Genomic DNA, 14,686 nt, shown 5'->3' with positions numbered 1-14,686 from the left:
GAGGCGGTTTTCGCATGGCTGGATCAGGGCGGCGCCACCGCCCGCACCCTGGAAGAGTCGGTCGAGAAGAACCTCCAACTCCAGAAGCAGGTGATCGCCATCTCCCGGAGCCAGCCTGGCGGCCTCTGGATCCTGCGCGCGATCCGCGCCGTGCCAATGCTGCAGGAGGTTCGCACGGCCTCGCGGAACAAGGTCCTCGACCGCATGTTCGACGCTCTGCGCGACGCCTATCCGTCCGTCAGCGACGAGCACCTGCGCACGGCCATGCGGCTGTCCGAGCAGATGACCTACGCCGCGGTGGAGATGATCATCGAGGACCCCAGCCTAGACGACGACAAGGTCGCCGAGGAAGTCAGCTGGATGGTTAGCCTGTACTACCATCAGCTAGCAGCGCGCGGCTCGCGCCCGAAACCGCCAAAAGGCTGATCAAACCGATCGCGAACGCCAGCAGCACCGCTGACAGGGCGATGGCGCGGCGCACCTCGCCATCGGCCACCACGACCGATGCGACCAGGGGACCAAAGCTGCTGCCCAGCAGCTGAGCGGTCCCAAGCTGCATGGCCGCGCGCCGGCTCGGATCGAGCTTGATCAGCAGCAGCGTCTGGAACGGCAAGGCGAAGAGCCAGAGGAAGCCAAAGACCGCGACAGCGCCCATGAACACCATGGCGCTCGGTCCGCTCCAAAGCACGGCCATGATCACCGCGTTCAGAAGCCCGATGACGATCAGTACGCCTGCTGGCGGCCAGCGGCGTCCGGCGAGCGTCGCCGCGGCCCCGCCGACGACCTGGAGCCCCAGCGCCACGGCGACCGCGAGACCAGCCTGCTGCGGGGTCAGGCCCGATAGCTCGGCGAGAGGTTCGAGATAGACCCACAAGGCGACGATGAAGGCCATGAAGAGAAAGGTCGCCAGCAGCCCGATCAACGGTCGCAAGCCGAGCTTTGGCCCACCCTTTTCCGGCTTCGGCAGCGGCGCGAAATGGTCCGGCCCCATCGCGGCCGCAGCGGCGGTCAGCAAGGAAATCACACCCAAGGCCGCGAGCGCTCCATTGATCCCGAACTGGGGAACCACCGTCGCTGGCAAGGCCGCGGCGAGGATCAACTGAGCCAGGGTCTGAACCGTGACGAACACGCCCGAGGCGCGCTCGGGCCGGTCAGCGCGCGCGATCGTGCTGATCGCCATCCAGAGCATCAGGCCCGCAAACAGACCCGCCAGGCCGCGGACGGCGATGACGCCGTATCCGCTGACCATGGTCGTGGCGAACATCGTCGCGCCATGGGCCAGGCATATGATGAACATTTTCAGACGGACGCGATCTGGTTTCAAGAACGCCGCCCCAAGCCCGCAGGCTAGGCCAAGGGCAAGAAGCTCCACCGTCGCCGCCAGGCCGATCTGGGAAGATGTAAGCCGCCCCTCGCGTTCCAGTCCGCCCAGGATCACCGGTTGCAGCCCCGCGATCAGCAGCGCTGCGACCCCTACGCCGAGGGAGATAGCGGCGTTCCGGCGGCTAAGCCCGCTCGACGCGGAGCTCACGACTTTTGGCCATAACTTCTGAAGCGTTGGAGGATGACATCCATCTCATCGCCGCTCAGCAACTTCGGACCACCGATAGCCAGGGTCCCCCAATAGACCGCCGCCTGCTCTTCGATTTCTTCGGTGATGGCCAGGGCGGAATCGAGGTTCCTCGCAACCACGATCTGGCCATGGTTCGCCATCAGGGCCGCTGCCCGGCCGTCAAGCGTCTCGACGACCGCCTCGGCCAACTCCACCGACCCGAAGGTGGCGTAGGGCGCGACCGGCACGCTGGCCCCGCCGCCGACCGCCACCATGTAGTGCATCGACGGGATCTCACGCCCCGCGCAGGCCAGGATCGTGGCATGCCGCGAATGGCAGTGAACGACAGCGTTGGCGTCGGGTCTGCGGTTCAGGATCTGTTGGTGCATCCGCCACTCGCTGGATGGCCGCAGCGCCCCTTCCGGCGTCGAACCGTCGGGCTGCACCAACACCATCTGGTCGCCGCTCAAGCGTTCCGGCGGCACCCCGCTCGGTGTCACCAACATCGCCTCCCCGCACCGGGCCGAGACATTGCCCGACGTCCCGCGATTGAGGCCGCGCGCCTCCATCGCCTTCATCACCTCCGCCATCCGAGCGCGCAGCTGATCTTCGGTCATAGGCTGAGCCATCAGACGGTCTCCCCAAGAGGCATGGCGCGCATCGCCGCCTCGGTCGCTTCGAAACTCTCAAGCTTGCCGAGCGTCGCCAGGCCTTGGGCGACGAGGGCGGCGGTGGCCGTGGCGAAGCGGCAAGCTTCAAGCGGTTCCCAGCCGCGAGAGAGCGCGGCGATGAAGCCGGCGCAATAGGAGTCGCCGCAGCTCGTGGTGTCCACCGGTGTGATCACGTGAGCGGGCAAGCTATGGCGAGCGTCCGGCAGCACCACGTGGGAACCACGTCCGCCGTTCTTGATGATGCAGGCCTTGGCCCCGAAGCCAAGGAAGACGTCCGCCGCAGCGTCGAGGTCATCGGTTCCCGTCAAGGCCAGGGCCTCGGCTGCGCTGGGCATGAAATAGTCGACGAAGGGCAGCAGGCGCTTGAGCTCATCGAGGGCCGAGCCTTGCGGCGAAATCAAATCGCAGGTGACGATCGCGCCAGCTTCATGTGCCGCCTGGAGCAGACTCGCGCCTGGGCCGCCATCGAGTTTCGGGCCCCCGACACCGCCATAGTGAAGGAACCGCGCCTGCCGGGCGGCCTCCATGACCTCGTCGTTCACACTCGCCAGCATCCCAGCGCCCAGGGCGTGGAAGTTGGGCCGACGCCCTTTGGAGTCCACCGCCAGCACGGTTGTCGAGGTCGGCATGCCGGGGCGCACCGGCAAGAGCGAGGTGTCCACCTTGCTCTCCTCCAGCGCCATGCGGACGAACCGGCCGATCAGGTCGTCGCCCAGGGCGGAGGCCAGCTTGACTGGAACGCCAAGCCTCGCCGCAACCATGGCCGCGCCGCCAGCGGTCCCTGCCGGCGCGCAGGCGATGCCCTGGATCAGGGTCGTGCCCTCGCCTTGCGGCAGGGCGTCGATCGGGCTGGCCACGACGTCCAGCGTCACCAAGCCAATGGTCAACAGTCCGGTCTTCATCGCTGCGCGCCTCCCCTGACGGTCCTTGATTAGTAGGCCGAGAAAGATAGGATAGTCAAAACTATCTTAGGGGATCGATATGGTTTGGACGAACAGCAAGGACAGCGCTCTGCGAGAGCGGGCGCAAGCGGTCATTCCCAACGGGATGTATGGCCACCAGTCGGTCATGCTGTTGCCGGACGACTACCCGCAGTTCTTCGAGCGCGCCCAGGGCGCCCACCTCTGGGACGTGGACGGTAATCGCTACATCGACTTCATGTGCGGCTATGGCCCGAACCTGTTCGGCTACGCCCATGCCGAGATCGACCAAGCCTATTTCGATCGCGCCAAGCTAGGCGACACCATGACTGGCCCCGGTGAGGTCATGGTCCAGCTGGCCGAGGCGATGACCGCCCAGGTCACCCACGCCGACTGGGCGATGTTCTGCAAAAACGGCACGGACGCCACCACCATGGCGATGATGATCGCCCGCAACCACACCAAGAAGAGCACGATCGTCTTGGCCAAGGGCGCCTATCACGGCGCCGCGCCGTGGTGCACGCCGCTGAAGAACGGCACCACCGCGTCGGACCGCGCCAACCAGATCTTCTATGACTACAACGATGTCGAGAGCTTAGAGGCGGCTGTCCGCGCAGCCGGCGGCGACTTGGCGGCGATCTTCGCCGCTCCCATCAAACACGACACCTTCATCGACCAGGAACTGCCTGACCCCGCCTATGCCCGCCGCGCGCGCGAGCTTTGCGACGAACACGGCGCGCTGTTGATCGTTGACGACGTTCGCGCTGGCTTCCGTCTGGCGCGGGACTGCAGTTGGGCGCTGGTGGATGTGAAGCCGGACCTGTCGACCTGGGGCAAGGCGATCGCCAATGGCCATCCGATCTCGGCTCTGCTGGGCTCGGACGTCGCCCGTGCGGCGGCCGCGACCATCTATGTGACCGGCTCCTACTGGTTCTCGGCTGCGCCGATGGCCGCGTCCCTCGCGACGCTGAAGCTTGTCTCCGGGACCGACTATCTGGAACGCACCATCGCCCTCGGCGAACGCCTGCGTGCGGGACTGGACGAGTCCGCGACCCGCCACGGCTTCGCCCTGCGCCAGACAGGCCCGGCGCAACTGCCGCTCATCATGTTCGATGACGATCCCACCTCGGCCAAGGGCTACCTCTGGAACAACGCCTTGCTGAAGCGCGGCGTATACTTCCACCCCTGGCACAACATGTTCATCTGCGCGGCCATGACACAGGCCGACATCGACCACACGCTTACCGCGGCCGACGACGCCTTCAAGGTCGTGAAGCAAGCGGGGCCGCTGGAGCCCGTCGCCAAGCTTGAATTCCTGCACCGGATGGTGGAGGCCTAGCAGCCGCGCCTAGGCATGGTGTTCAGCCCGGTCGCCACATCGCCGCCGGGCTGAACCCTCGCTGCCGATCAGCCGCGGGCGGCGACCACGATGATCTCGACCTTGTAGTCGGGCGTGGCCAGCTTGGCCTCGCCAGTCGCGCGGGCCGGGGCGTCCTTGCCCCCGACCCAGACATCCCAGACCGCGTTCATTTCGGCGAAGTCGGACATGTCGGCCAGCCAGATGGTGGCGGTGAGGATCTTGGACTTGTCGCTGCCGGCCTGGGCCAACAAGGCCTCGACCGAGGCCAGCACCGCCTTCGTCTGGGCGGTCACGCTTTCACCCGGCGCGCCGACCTGCCCGGCCAGATAGACCGTGTCGCCATGGATGACGGCCTGGCTCATGCGCGGCCCCGAGCCGATGCGTTCGATGCTCATCTGAAGTGTTCCTTGTGGGTATGTTGAGGGCCAAGTGCGGCCGGACTGGCCGCGACGAAATCATGCGCCGTAGCGTGCGATGGACAGATCGCGGGTGTCGATAGCCGGCGCGGCGCCGCCGATCAGGTCCGCGATGACCTGACCCGAGCCGCAGGCCATGGTCCAGCCCAAGGTGCCGTGCCCGGTGTTGAGGAACAGGTTCTCGATTTTCGTGGCGCCGATCACCGGCGTCCCGTCAGGCGTCATCGGACGAAGCCCGGACCAGTAGGTTGCCTCGTGCACCATCCCGGCTCCCGGAAACAGGCTGCCCAGCGAATGCTCAAGCGTGCGCCGGCGCTCGGGGCGCAGGTCGTTGGTGTAGCCGGAGATCTCGGCCATGCCCCCGACCCGAATCCGGTCTCCCAGCCGCGTGATGGCGATCTTGTAGCTCTCGTCCAGCAGGGTCGAGACCGGCGCCCGGTCAGCGTCGGCGATCGGCACGGTGATCGAATATCCCTTCACCGGATAGACCGGCAGGCGCAGGCCGAGCGGCTTCACGAGCGACGGAGAGTAGCTTCCGAGCGCGACCAGATAGGCGTCGGCCTTCACCTCGCCGCGGCTGGTGGCCACGCCTGAGATACGCCCGGCCTGTGTCTGCAACCCGGTGACGGAGGTGTCGTACTGAAAGTTCACCCCCAGCTCGGCCGCGAGCTTGGCCAGGGCCGCGGTGAACATGAAGCAATCACCAGTTTCGTCATTCGGTAGCCGCAAGCCACCGGCCAGGGTGTCGGGAGCATTGGCCAGTCCGGGCTCAGCGGCGATGCAGCCGGCCCTGTCCAGCACCTCGAACGGAACCCCACCGGCCCTCAGCACCTCGATGTCCTTGGCTACCCCGTCGAGCTGATGTTGGGTGCGGAACAGTTGCAGCGTGCCGCGCATGCGCTCGTCGTAACGGATGTTAGTCTCTCCGCGCAGATCGATCAGGCGGTCGCGGCTGTACTCGGCCAGCCGCACCATCCGCCCCTTGTTGAGCGCATAGCGCGACGGCGTGCAGTTGCGCAGCATGGCCAGGAGCCAGCCGATCATCGCTGGGTCGAGCTTCGGCCGCAGGATCAGCGGCGGGTGGTCCATCAACAGCCACCTCACCGCCTTGGCCGGAATGCCCGGCGCGGCCCACGGCGAGGCGTAGCCTGGCGAAATCTCGCCCGCATTGGCGTGACTGGTCTCAAGCGCCGGCCCCGGCTGGCGGTCGATCACCCAGACCTCGTGCCCGGCCTTGGCGAGGTAATAGGCCGAGGTGACCCCAACGACGCCAGCGCCCAGAACTGCGACCTTCATGCCGTGACTTCCGATGGGGTATGGACCGTCTCGCCAACATAGGTGCGCCGATAGCGCCGCCCCAGGCTGGTGAGGATCTCGTAGGTGATGGTGTCGGCGTCGGCCGCGACGGCCTCGAGCGACTGATGCGGGCCGATCAACTCCACCGCGTCGCCGGGCGCCAACGCACCATCGTCCAAGGCGGTCACGTCCAGGGTCATGCTGTCCATCGACACACGGCCAATGATCGGCAGGCGAACGCCGTCGAAATAGGCCGCGCCGCGATTTCCCAGCCGCCGCGGCCAGCCGTCCGCATAACCGACCGACACCGTCGCGATGCGCGTCGCCTTGCTCGCGGTGAAGGTCAGGCCGTAGCCAACGCCGGTTCCAGCCTGGATGGTCCGAACCTGGATGACGCGGGCATCGAGGCGGAGCGCGGGCTGCATCAGACTGGCCAGCCCCTCGAAGGGGCCCGCGCCGCAAAGCGCCAGGCCAGCACGAACGAGATCTCCATGGAAATTTGGCCCGACAAAGCTGCCGGCGGAGTTGGCCAGTGACCGCGGCGCTGGCGGCAGCAGCCCGGCCAAGGCCTCGAAACGCGCCAGTTGCTCATCGTTCGCCGCGGCGCGCGGAGTGTCGGCGCAGGCAAGGTGGCTCATCACAAGCTTCACCTCCACCTGCGCGAAAAAGGCGGTGTCGTCGGCCAAGCGCGCCACATCCCGCGGCGACAGCCCCAGCCGTGACATCCCCGTGTCGATCTGCAACAACGCCGGCAACCGACGCTGCTGGCTGACGGCCAGGTCGCGCCAGGCCATCGCCTGCTCCCAGGAGTTCAAGACCGGTAGAAGGCCAGCTGCTGCGCAAGATGCCTCGGCGCCTGGAGGCAATCCGTTCAAGACATAGATGCGGGCGGTCTCGGGCAGGGAGGGCTTCAGCTGTAGGCCCTCGGCAAGCTGGGCGACGAAGAAGTCCCTGCACCCCTCATCAACCAGGGCCAGCGCGACCGGGACCGCCCCCAGTCCATAGGCGTCGGCCTTCACCACCGCGGCCACCAGCGCCGGCGCGACACGCGCCGCTATGAGCGCATAATTCGCTCTGATCGCGGCGAGGTCGATGGTGAGGTGACCGCCGGCATGGGCCGCGACCTCGCACCGTTCTCGAACCATGTCGCCGCTCCATCCGTCACCGACCCTGGAGCACGACGGTATTCGAATACAATTCGAACTATCTGCCTTATCGCCGCATAATTCGCTAATGTTGGCATCAATCTCGAACGTTCAGCCCCGAAAATCGAATTTATGACTACACCCCTCGACAGCCTCGACCGCAGCCTGATCCGCCTGCTTCGGCTCAATGGGCGCAGGCCCAACAGCGAGCTTGCCGCCGAGGTCGGCTTGTCTCCTTCGGCCTGCCTGAGGCGTATCCGCATCCTGGAAGAACGCGGCGTCATCCAAGGCTACACCGCCATCATCGCGGCGCCTTCGGAAGACGGCGGCATCATCGCCATAGTTCGGCTCACGCTCGAAAAGCAGACCGAGGAATACTTCAAGCGCTTCGAAGCCGCGGTTCGAGAGCATCCAGAAATCGAGGAGTGTTTTTTGATGACCGGCGACGCCGACTACATACTGCGCGCCTCAGCCACCAGCGCGGCGGCCTATGAGGCTATTCATACAAACATCCTCTCCCGTCTGCCGGGCGTCGCCCGCATCCACTCCAGCTTCGCGATGCGCAATGTGCTTCAGCAACGCACGACGCGAGGGACGGGCCGCACGCGTCGCCCCTAATTCCAAGGGCGAGGCCCCGCGCGGGTCCGCCCTTTTGGGAAGCATCCGCAGGAGATCCGAATGACGAAGACGGCCCAGACGAGTTTCGACGTGATCGTCATCGGCGCCGGCCAGGCCGGGCTCGCCACGGGTTACTTCCTTCGCCGAACTGGCCTGCGTTTCGCTATCGTCGATGGAGAGCCAGATCCGGGCGGCGCTTGGCGCCACGGTTGGGACTCGCTTCGGCTATTCTCTCCGGCGCAGTGGAGTTCACTGCCCGGCTGGCCGATGCCGGCCAGCGGCGAAGCCTATCCCACCCGCGATGAGGTGGTCGCCTATCTGGCGGCCTATGAGGCGCGCTACGATCTGCCGGTCATACGGCCAGCCGCCGTCGATCTTGTACGCGCCGAGGCAGGCGCGCTCGTCGTGGAAACCTGCCCCGCCACTTGGCGAGCCCGCGCCGTGGTGAGCGCCACCGGAACCTGGCGCGCGCCCTTCTGGCCCACTTACCCGGGCCAGTCGCACTTCGCAGGCCTGCAAATCCACTCCGCTCAGTATCAACGCCCCGAAGCGTTCGCGGGGCAGCGGGTGCTGGTCGTTGGCGGTGGCAATAGCGGGGCGCAAATCCTCGCTGAGGTGTCGCAGGTCGCCGACACCACATGGGTGACACCTGACCCGCCGACCTTCCTGCCCGATGATGTCGACGGCCGCGTGCTGTTCGAGCGCGCCACCGCCCGCTGGAAGGCGCAGCAGGGACTCGCCGTCGACGCCCCGCCGCCTGGCGGGCTCGGCGACATCGTGATGACGCCATCGGTGAAGGAGGCCCGCGCCCGGGGTATCCTAAATGCGGTGCGGCCGTTCGCGCGCTTTACGCCCGACGGCGTGGTCTGGCCTACCGGGCTGGAAACCAAGGTCGATGCGGTGATCTGGTGCACAGGCTTTCGACCGGCCCTGCAGCATTTGTCGGGCCTGGACGTGATCGAGCCCTCGGGGCGCGTCGCGGTCGAAGGCACGCGGTCAGTGAAGGAGCCGCGCCTGTGGCTGGTCGGCTATGGCGAGTGGACCGGGTTCGCCTCGGCGACCTTGACCGGCGTCATGCGATCTGCGCGGGACACGGCGCTTCAGATCGCCGAGGCGCTGGCCCCGACCTAGCGCTCAGCGGTGACCTCTCGCTTCGCTCCAAGGAGCCGCGCGACCTCGGTTCGAAACTAGACCGCCACGCCTACAAGACGGCCAATCCCGGCGGTCACGGCCATGGCCAACGCCCCCCAGAACGTCACCCGCGCCGCGGCGCGCCAGACGCCAGCGCCGCCGGCTTTCGCGCCTATGAGGCCAAGGCCCGCGAGAAAGATCAGCGAAGCCGTCGCGACCGCCGGGACCGTCCATTGAGATGGAGCGACCGCCGCCACCGCCAGTGGCATGGCGGCCCCCGCCGTGAAAGTCAGCGCTGAGGTGAGCGCGGCCTGGACCGGCCGGGCTGTCGTGATCGTCGAGATGCCGAGTTCATCACGGGCATGAGCGCCGAGCGCATCCTTGGCCATGAGCTGGGCCGCCACCTTGGCCGCGGTCTCGGCGTCAACGCCGCGTTGAACATAGAGCTCGGCAAGTTCTTGGTGCTCGGCTAGGCCATCGGCCGCCAGCTCGGCGGTCTCGCGCGCGAGATCGGCCTGTTCAGTATCTGCCTGTGAACTGACCGAGACATACTCGCCGGCCGCCATGGACATGGCGCCGGCCACCATCCCAGCGACCCCGGCCACCAGGATCTCGCTCGGCTTCGCCGCGGCGGCTGCGACACCGACGATCAGGCTGGCGGTCGAAACGAGGCCATCGTTTGCTCCGAGCACCGCGGCCCTTAGCCAGCCGATACGAGACACGAGATGGCGTTCGGTGTGACGGCCCAGGCGGCTCATGCATCGCTCCTATCGGATTTTCTTACCCAGCGCGAAGGCTACCCACCATCGCAACGCCGAGCCCGCCAAGTTGTAACAGCGTCCGAATTTCAGCCGGCGCCTTGATGTCGATCAACGCGGATGATGGATGTCGTGCCAATCTGAAGCCTAGCCGGGAGGCGCCGACCCTGAGACGTATTTTCATTGGCCTGACGATCGGGCTCCTGGTGGGCGCCTTCGCCTACAGCCCTTCGGCTGCCCTCGTCGGGTGGCGCAGTTCATGGTCGGGGCTAGCCGGAATGCCAGGCTTTGGAGATACGCAGGTTCTCAGCCCGATGCAGATCGAAGATCTCACCCAGTATGTCTTGGCGCTCTCAAGGCATGAAACTGACGAGGCCGCTGTCATACGAGCCATTCCCCTCTTTTCACAACAATGCGCGAGTTGTCATGGAATAGCCGGCGAAGGGGCTCCCTTGCTGGGCGTTCCAGACCTGTCGGACGAAATCTGGATCTTTGGCCCCACCCCGAGCGCCATTCGCGCCCAGATCTGGCACGGCGCTGATGGACGTGGGCCACCGAGACAGGCGCTACTGTCGATACAGCGGCCCCTCCCCTAACGCGGCTCCCGTCGGAAACGTCAGTCGAACGAGCGTGCCAGGGTTTCGCGATCTGAACTCAAGGTGTCCCCCGAGTTGCTTGCTCAGCGCGCGCATCAATCGCAGCCCCAATCCACCCTCCAGCCCAGGATCCAGCCCAGGCGGCAGGCCAGGTCCATCATCGGCGATTTCGACCACGAAGCCCCCCAGTTCGGCCTGATGCCCCCGAACCGTAATATTGCCGCCCAGGCCTGGGGAATAGGCATGCTTGACGGCATTGGTAATGGCCTCGGAGACGATCTGGGTAAGCGGAAGGACCTGCTCAGGCGCCACCTGACAACCTGGCGAGAAGTCTTCGATCACCTCGACTCTGCCCGCGAGGAGAGACGCAAGTGGTGAACAGGTCGCGTGAAGGTGCTCAGCGAGGTCCGAAAAGACGTGACGGCCGTTTGACGCCAGGGCCCGATGAAGACGGGCCACGGCGTCGGTTTGAATTCGAATGGTCTCCAGAAGCAACTGGACGGCTTCAGCTGACGGAACCGCCGGCCCGCGCGCCAGTTCGAGCTCCTTCAACCGCACGAACGCCGCCAGCATGGCCAGATGGTTCGCGATCCGGTGGTCGGCCTCCTGGAGAAGCCGGCAACCGTCACAGGGATCGGCGCCCGAGACCGGCGACGAACCTCGGGACGTCCCCGAACGACTCTCGGTCTTAACGATTTTCGGCATGGGCATGCTCCCACCGATCGACCGACGGCGCGCCGTTCGGTCGGATGGCTCATGCTATGCGGTCTGAGGCGATCGTTCTTGATCGCTATCAAGGCGATGCCCGGCGCGCGCCATCCTCCCGAGTGAACGACTGAGCTTACGCGCGAGACAGGCCCCATCGCCCAGCCGATGAAAATTGATCGTGCGCAAAGCACACCGCCCGACGTCTTCGAAGATGGCGGTTCAATCTCAGCGGAGACGATCAATGATCGTGCGCCACCTCCTGACAGCCTCAGCCCTAGTCTTCGCGATGGCGAGCACAGCCACGGCTGAAATTCAGCAGGCCAAGCCGGCCGGTCACGCGCCCTCGCCGGGCTCGAACAGGCTGAAAAGCCGTAACGCGTAACCGAATCTGCGGCGCCGACGAACCGTCGGCGTCCGCCAGCCGTTGATAAGCAAGCCAGGTCAGCGGGGTCTATGGCTCGACCCATTCGATCCGTCAGCCTGATGGAGAATAGAATGCCTACGACGCGGCAAGAACATCCCGCCAGCATGGCTCCGCTCGATGAGGCGGGACTACGCGAGCTCATCCTCGAGATCATCGACGAGAACCATCTCATGTGCGTGGCCACCGTTCGGAGCGACGGCTGGCCGCACGCGACGCTGGTCAACTATCTTCGCCTCGGACGGGCGCTCTATTTTGTCATCGCGCGCGAAAGCCAGAAGTTTGCGAATATCACTCAGGACTCGCGCGTCTCCATAGCGCTTGGCGGCGGATTGATTACGAACGGCGCGGTGCGAGGCCTGTCCATGGCCGCGCGGGCCATTGAGATCGGCGATCCCGCTCGGATTGAAGAGATCAACAAAGCGATCTTCCGCCAATCGAAGACAGCGGGCTTTCGGCCCCACCCGAGTTCCGTGTTGGTGGCGGTGATGGAAGCACGGCCGTCCGTCATCTCCGTCGTCGATTACACTGTCCCACCTGGCCGGCGCGACCTGGTGCAGGCCGTGGAGGATTGGCGGATCGAACGCATTCCGCCCCGATCGCCCTCCTAGGCCTGCTCGTCACCCGATTGTTTGTCCGACCGCTCGGTTTTCTGATCACCGCGGGGCCACGATCGCCACATCAGCCAAGCTCCGATCAGAATGAGCACCTGCGCGCCTGCGGAGATCAGCCCCGTCCCCGCCAGGCCCAGATCGAACATAAAACGCTGCGCGAGCCGATCATGGCTGTTGCCGATCCACACCAGAGCGCCGATCGCGGCAGCTCCCGCGATCACCATCATCGCCCCAACCACGCACCGGAGGACTGAAGCCCGCCGGGGCGATGGATGTCTCCGGCCGGACTTGGTGCGAACGCTGACGTTTGACTTAGACTTCATGTGCGTGACCTCCAATCCGCCGGGTGGCCCTGGAAGGACTGCTCGGCGCAGTCATCGTTCGGGCGTCGGCGCTTGAAGCGCTTGGACGAGGAGATCCGTAAGCTCGGCGTCGGTTGAATTGATGCGATCGTCGACAACACCGCCGACCACGATCAACCCGCGTTCCATATGCTCGCGAAGCTCCTCAATCTCGCTTGCCGGCGCAATGATGAAGAGGCCTTCGAGATGATTGGCGGCGATCTCCTTATCTGCTTGGCGGATGACCTCGTGGACGAGGTCGGTCTGGACGTGGGGCGCATTGCGGCCGTTTACGCGCTCTCCATACCGCCAAGTCGTCACGAACCGGTCTTCGCCGGGGCGGTATTGAACGAGGCGCGCGCGCCCTTTGGACGCGATGAGAAATAGCAGCTTGCGGATCCGGGGCATGCTCGGAACCTCCAGAGAACGACCGGCCGAGAAGAGGCCGATGCACAAGTCGCGATCTTAGGCCCCGTCCACACCGGACTAAATCCTAAGGCGGCGTGATGGACGGCTCATGGAAGGGCGGCGTCAGCCAGCGGGGCGCCTGACAACCGCTAGCCCCCGCGAGGAGTATCGCTGCAAGGATCGCAACGCCGACCGCGCCAAACGCCATTCGCCCACTACGTACCTTCATGACCGCTTCTTGGCGGCGCTTGGCATTTGGCCCGGCCGCCGGGCGAGACCAAAGCCGATGAGCGCCGCCGCGGCGGCGACGATCGCAGCGGCGGTGGCGGGGTGGCTCTTGATTTCCTCGCCGGCCCTCATCGCCAGTTGCCGTGACTGCGTCTTGGCTTGTCCAACCAGATCGGTCGCCGAGTGGACAAGGGCAATCGCGCTTGCTGACAAGGCGTCGCCTGGGTCCTGTGACAGATGCTCGGCCATTCCCTTCAAGCCGCGCGCGACGTCGTCATAGATGTCTTCGGCGTCATGGGAGATCTGTTTGGTGATGGATTTTCGCATCTTGATGCTCCGTGATTTCGAGGTCCAAAGACCACGGTCAAGGAGCGGCCATCTTGACCCCGATCAATTCTCACGGGTCTGCGAATGATGATCCAAGTCAAGGCGGGGCGCCGAACCTGCGCCTAGCTTTGTGGGCGCCGCGTTCGGCAAGCTCAAGGTGATCATCATGCGGCACGCCGTCATCCTGGCGCATCCGAAGTCAGCAAGTTTCTGCGCGGCCATCGCCAGGACCTGCGTCGAGACGCTCACCTCGTTGGGCGACGAGGTCATCTTGCGCGATCTCTACGAGATGGCGTTCGATCCCTGTATGAAGGCAAGTGAACTGCCCGCCGACACGGGCTTCGCGGCCGGGCCGGATGTCGTCGCCGAACGTCAACTCCTCGCCGACATCGACAGCTTCATCTTCGTCTACCCATTTTGGTTCAATGCACCGCCCGCGATCCTGAAGGGCTATGTGGACCGCGTCTTCTGCATGGGTTTCGGATATGGACCCGCGTTTGGCGGAACTGAGCCCCTCCTCGTCGGCAAGTGCTTGACCAGCTTCTCGACCTCGGGCGCCCCGCAACACTGGGTCAATTCAACCGGCGCCTTGAAAACGCTGATGGCGGTCTTCGATCTCCACTTGGCGGGGGTCTGCGGGCTTGTCGTCGAGGACCATCGACACTTTGGATCGATCCTCTCAAACCTCACCCAGGAAGCGGGCGACGACATCTTGAGCGACGTCCGGACTACGCTGACCGCGTTCTCCAACCGCTCGCGCGCCAGCCTCCGTAAACCTACTTAAGTGAGCCTCCTTAAGCGCCGGCCACGAATATCGACGTTCGTCCACATGACTTAACGCTTGCGGTCATCGACGGGAGACGACGATGACCGCTCAAACACTTAGTGAGACCATCACGCCAAGAACGGCCGCGATGGATGTGTTCGGGCCGATCGGCGTGCGCATGCACTTCGCCGCCGGGGAGGAAATATATGCACAAGAGGAACCCGCCGACCTCCTCTACCAAGTGATCGAAGGATCGGTGCGCACCAGCCGGTTGCTCACCGACGGCCGCCGCCAGATCGGCAATTTCTACTATCCAGACGACCTGTTCGGAGTGGAAGCTGGCGACGAACATCGCTTCTCGGCCGAAGCGCTTAGCGACTGCACGATCCTCGTGGTCAAGCGCTCGGCGG

General features: G+C 65.3%; 18 protein-coding genes. 7 read left to right on the top strand and 11 right to left on the bottom strand.

Going from position 1 to position 14,686, the window contains the following annotated elements; translation table 11 throughout:
* The coding region (locus Q7T84_RS14290) for a TetR/AcrR family transcriptional regulator (RefSeq protein ID WP_304810089.1) at positions 1-426 on the top strand (426 nt) is incomplete at its 5' end.
* Here the strand turns inward: Q7T84_RS14290 and Q7T84_RS14285 are convergent.
* Genes Q7T84_RS14285 through Q7T84_RS14275 form a run of 3 tightly spaced genes read right to left on the bottom strand, consistent with a single transcriptional unit; the run spans position 365 to position 3,125 of the window.
* Positions 365-1,531: an MFS transporter gene (locus Q7T84_RS14285; RefSeq protein ID WP_304810087.1), complete on the bottom strand. Its 1,167-nt coding sequence runs from the start codon at positions 1,529-1,531 to the stop codon at positions 365-367. The two genes, Q7T84_RS14290 and Q7T84_RS14285, sit on opposite strands and share 62 nt — an antisense overlap.
* Positions 1,528-2,181 carry a class II aldolase/adducin family protein gene (locus tag Q7T84_RS14280; RefSeq protein WP_304810085.1) on the bottom strand — a complete coding sequence of 218 codons (654 nt, stop codon included), beginning with the start codon at positions 2,179-2,181 and terminating at the stop codon, positions 1,528-1,530. Before Q7T84_RS14280 ends, Q7T84_RS14285 begins: the two co-directional genes overlap by 4 nt.
* The gene (locus Q7T84_RS14275) at positions 2,181-3,125 is read right to left on the bottom strand and encodes a carbohydrate kinase family protein (protein WP_304810083.1); all 945 of its coding nucleotides are present in this window, start codon (positions 3,123-3,125) and stop codon (positions 2,181-2,183) included. Before Q7T84_RS14275 ends, Q7T84_RS14280 begins: the two co-directional genes overlap by 1 nt.
* Before the next feature lie 79 nt (positions 3,126-3,204).
* Between Q7T84_RS14275 and Q7T84_RS14270 the strand changes: the two genes are divergently transcribed.
* The gene (locus Q7T84_RS14270; protein ID WP_304810081.1) at positions 3,205-4,482 is read left to right on the top strand and encodes an aminotransferase class III-fold pyridoxal phosphate-dependent enzyme; all 1,278 of its coding nucleotides are present in this window, start codon (positions 3,205-3,207) and stop codon (positions 4,480-4,482) included.
* A 68-nt stretch (positions 4,483-4,550) separates the two neighbouring features.
* Here Q7T84_RS14270 and Q7T84_RS14265 read toward each other — a convergent pair whose 3' ends face one another.
* The 3 genes from Q7T84_RS14265 to alr are packed head-to-tail and all read right to left on the bottom strand — an operon-like array spanning position 4,551 to position 7,360.
* The gene (locus Q7T84_RS14265) at positions 4,551-4,898 is read right to left on the bottom strand and encodes a RidA family protein (protein WP_304810079.1); all 348 of its coding nucleotides are present in this window, start codon (positions 4,896-4,898) and stop codon (positions 4,551-4,553) included.
* A 60-nt stretch (positions 4,899-4,958) separates the two neighbouring features.
* Positions 4,959-6,215 (bottom strand): D-amino acid dehydrogenase, encoded by a 1,257-nt coding sequence (locus Q7T84_RS14260; RefSeq protein WP_304810077.1) that lies wholly within the window; start codon positions 6,213-6,215, stop codon positions 4,959-4,961.
* Positions 6,212-7,360: an alanine racemase gene (alr, locus tag Q7T84_RS14255; RefSeq protein ID WP_304810075.1), complete on the bottom strand. Its 1,149-nt coding sequence runs from the start codon at positions 7,358-7,360 to the stop codon at positions 6,212-6,214. Before alr ends, Q7T84_RS14260 begins: the two co-directional genes overlap by 4 nt.
* 132 nt (positions 7,361-7,492) lie before the next feature.
* On the opposite strand from alr, the gene Q7T84_RS14250 reads away from it, so the two are divergent.
* Positions 7,493-7,978, top strand: coding sequence for an Lrp/AsnC family transcriptional regulator (locus Q7T84_RS14250; protein ID WP_304810073.1), 486 nt, complete (start codon positions 7,493-7,495; stop codon positions 7,976-7,978).
* Positions 7,979-8,038: 60 nt separating this feature from the next.
* Positions 8,039-9,109: an ArsO family NAD(P)H-dependent flavin-containing monooxygenase gene (locus Q7T84_RS14245; protein ID WP_304810070.1), complete on the top strand. Its 1,071-nt coding sequence runs from the start codon at positions 8,039-8,041 to the stop codon at positions 9,107-9,109.
* Positions 9,110-9,165: 56 nt separating this feature from the next.
* Here Q7T84_RS14245 and Q7T84_RS14240 read toward each other — a convergent pair whose 3' ends face one another.
* Complete coding sequence (locus Q7T84_RS14240) at positions 9,166-9,867, bottom strand: VIT family protein (protein WP_304810068.1); 702 nt, start codon at positions 9,865-9,867, stop codon at positions 9,166-9,168.
* 566 nt (positions 9,868-10,433) lie between these two features.
* A complete protein-coding gene (locus tag Q7T84_RS14235) occupies positions 10,434-11,174 on the bottom strand; it encodes a sensor histidine kinase (protein WP_304810065.1) in 741 nt (246 codons plus the stop codon).
* A gap of 525 nt (positions 11,175-11,699) precedes the next feature.
* Between Q7T84_RS14235 and Q7T84_RS14230 the strand changes: the two genes are divergently transcribed.
* A complete protein-coding gene (locus Q7T84_RS14230; protein ID WP_304810062.1) occupies positions 11,700-12,203 on the top strand; it encodes a pyridoxamine 5'-phosphate oxidase family protein in 504 nt (167 codons plus the stop codon).
* Here the strand turns inward: Q7T84_RS14230 and Q7T84_RS14225 are convergent.
* The 3 genes from Q7T84_RS14225 to Q7T84_RS14215 form a co-directional block, all read right to left on the bottom strand.
* Positions 12,200-12,433, bottom strand: coding sequence for a hypothetical protein (locus tag Q7T84_RS14225; RefSeq protein ID WP_304810060.1), 234 nt, complete (start codon positions 12,431-12,433; stop codon positions 12,200-12,202). The genes Q7T84_RS14230 and Q7T84_RS14225 overlap by 4 nt on opposite strands.
* 147 nt (positions 12,434-12,580) lie before the next feature.
* Positions 12,581-12,955, bottom strand: a complete 375-nt coding sequence (locus Q7T84_RS14220) for a hypothetical protein (RefSeq protein WP_304810058.1) — start codon at positions 12,953-12,955, stop codon at positions 12,581-12,583.
* A 225-nt stretch (positions 12,956-13,180) separates the two neighbouring features.
* Positions 13,181-13,510 carry a hypothetical protein gene (locus Q7T84_RS14215; RefSeq protein WP_304810056.1) on the bottom strand — a complete coding sequence of 110 codons (330 nt, stop codon included), beginning with the start codon at positions 13,508-13,510 and terminating at the stop codon, positions 13,181-13,183.
* 166 nt (positions 13,511-13,676) lie between these two features.
* Here Q7T84_RS14215 and Q7T84_RS14210 point away from each other — a divergent pair, with 166 nt between their 5' ends.
* Both Q7T84_RS14210 and Q7T84_RS14205 read left to right on the top strand, forming a co-directional pair.
* The gene (locus Q7T84_RS14210) at positions 13,677-14,294 is read left to right on the top strand and encodes an NAD(P)H-dependent oxidoreductase (RefSeq protein ID WP_304810054.1); all 618 of its coding nucleotides are present in this window, start codon (positions 13,677-13,679) and stop codon (positions 14,292-14,294) included.
* Between the two features lie 82 nt (positions 14,295-14,376).
* A partial coding sequence (locus Q7T84_RS14205) for a cyclic nucleotide-binding domain-containing protein (protein ID WP_304810052.1) occupies positions 14,377-14,686 on the top strand: 310 nt, incomplete at its 3' end.

It is taken from the genome of Phenylobacterium sp. (genome assembly GCF_030654915.1).
In the GTDB taxonomy this organism is placed as follows: Bacteria; Pseudomonadota; Alphaproteobacteria; order Caulobacterales; family Caulobacteraceae; genus Phenylobacterium.
This window is presented reverse-complemented; position numbering and strand designations above follow the sequence as displayed.

Excerpts from the sequence above, each read along its gene's own strand:
- Q7T84_RS14260 (WP_304810077.1), bottom strand. The coding sequence starts at position 6,215 with ATGAAGGTCGCAGTTCTGGGCGCTGGCGTCGTTGGGGTCACCTCGGCC.
- Q7T84_RS14225 (WP_304810060.1), bottom strand. The coding sequence starts at position 12,433 with ATGATGGTGATCGCGGGAGCTGCCGCGATCGGCGCTCTGGTGTGGATC.
- Q7T84_RS14235 (WP_304810065.1), bottom strand. The coding sequence starts at position 11,174 with ATGCCCATGCCGAAAATCGTTAAGACCGAGAGTCGTTCGGGGACGTCC.
- Q7T84_RS14230 (WP_304810062.1), top strand. The coding sequence starts at position 11,700 with ATGGCTCCGCTCGATGAGGCGGGACTACGCGAGCTCATCCTCGAGATC.
- alr (WP_304810075.1), bottom strand. The coding sequence starts at position 7,360 with ATGGTTCGAGAACGGTGCGAGGTCGCGGCCCATGCCGGCGGTCACCTC.
- Q7T84_RS14280 (WP_304810085.1), bottom strand. The coding sequence starts at position 2,181 with ATGGCTCAGCCTATGACCGAAGATCAGCTGCGCGCTCGGATGGCGGAG.
- Q7T84_RS14210 (WP_304810054.1), top strand. The coding sequence starts at position 13,677 with ATGCGGCACGCCGTCATCCTGGCGCATCCGAAGTCAGCAAGTTTCTGC.
- Q7T84_RS14275 (WP_304810083.1), bottom strand. The coding sequence starts at position 3,125 with ATGAAGACCGGACTGTTGACCATTGGCTTGGTGACGCTGGACGTCGTG.
- Q7T84_RS14265 (WP_304810079.1), bottom strand. The coding sequence starts at position 4,898 with ATGAGCATCGAACGCATCGGCTCGGGGCCGCGCATGAGCCAGGCCGTC.
- Q7T84_RS14270 (WP_304810081.1), top strand. The coding sequence starts at position 3,205 with ATGGTTTGGACGAACAGCAAGGACAGCGCTCTGCGAGAGCGGGCGCAA.
- Q7T84_RS14245 (WP_304810070.1), top strand. The coding sequence starts at position 8,039 with ATGACGAAGACGGCCCAGACGAGTTTCGACGTGATCGTCATCGGCGCC.
- Q7T84_RS14215 (WP_304810056.1), bottom strand. The coding sequence starts at position 13,510 with ATGCGAAAATCCATCACCAAACAGATCTCCCATGACGCCGAAGACATC.
- Q7T84_RS14240 (WP_304810068.1), bottom strand. The coding sequence starts at position 9,867 with ATGAGCCGCCTGGGCCGTCACACCGAACGCCATCTCGTGTCTCGTATC.
- Q7T84_RS14220 (WP_304810058.1), bottom strand. The coding sequence starts at position 12,955 with ATGCCCCGGATCCGCAAGCTGCTATTTCTCATCGCGTCCAAAGGGCGC.
- Q7T84_RS14250 (WP_304810073.1), top strand. The coding sequence starts at position 7,493 with ATGACTACACCCCTCGACAGCCTCGACCGCAGCCTGATCCGCCTGCTT.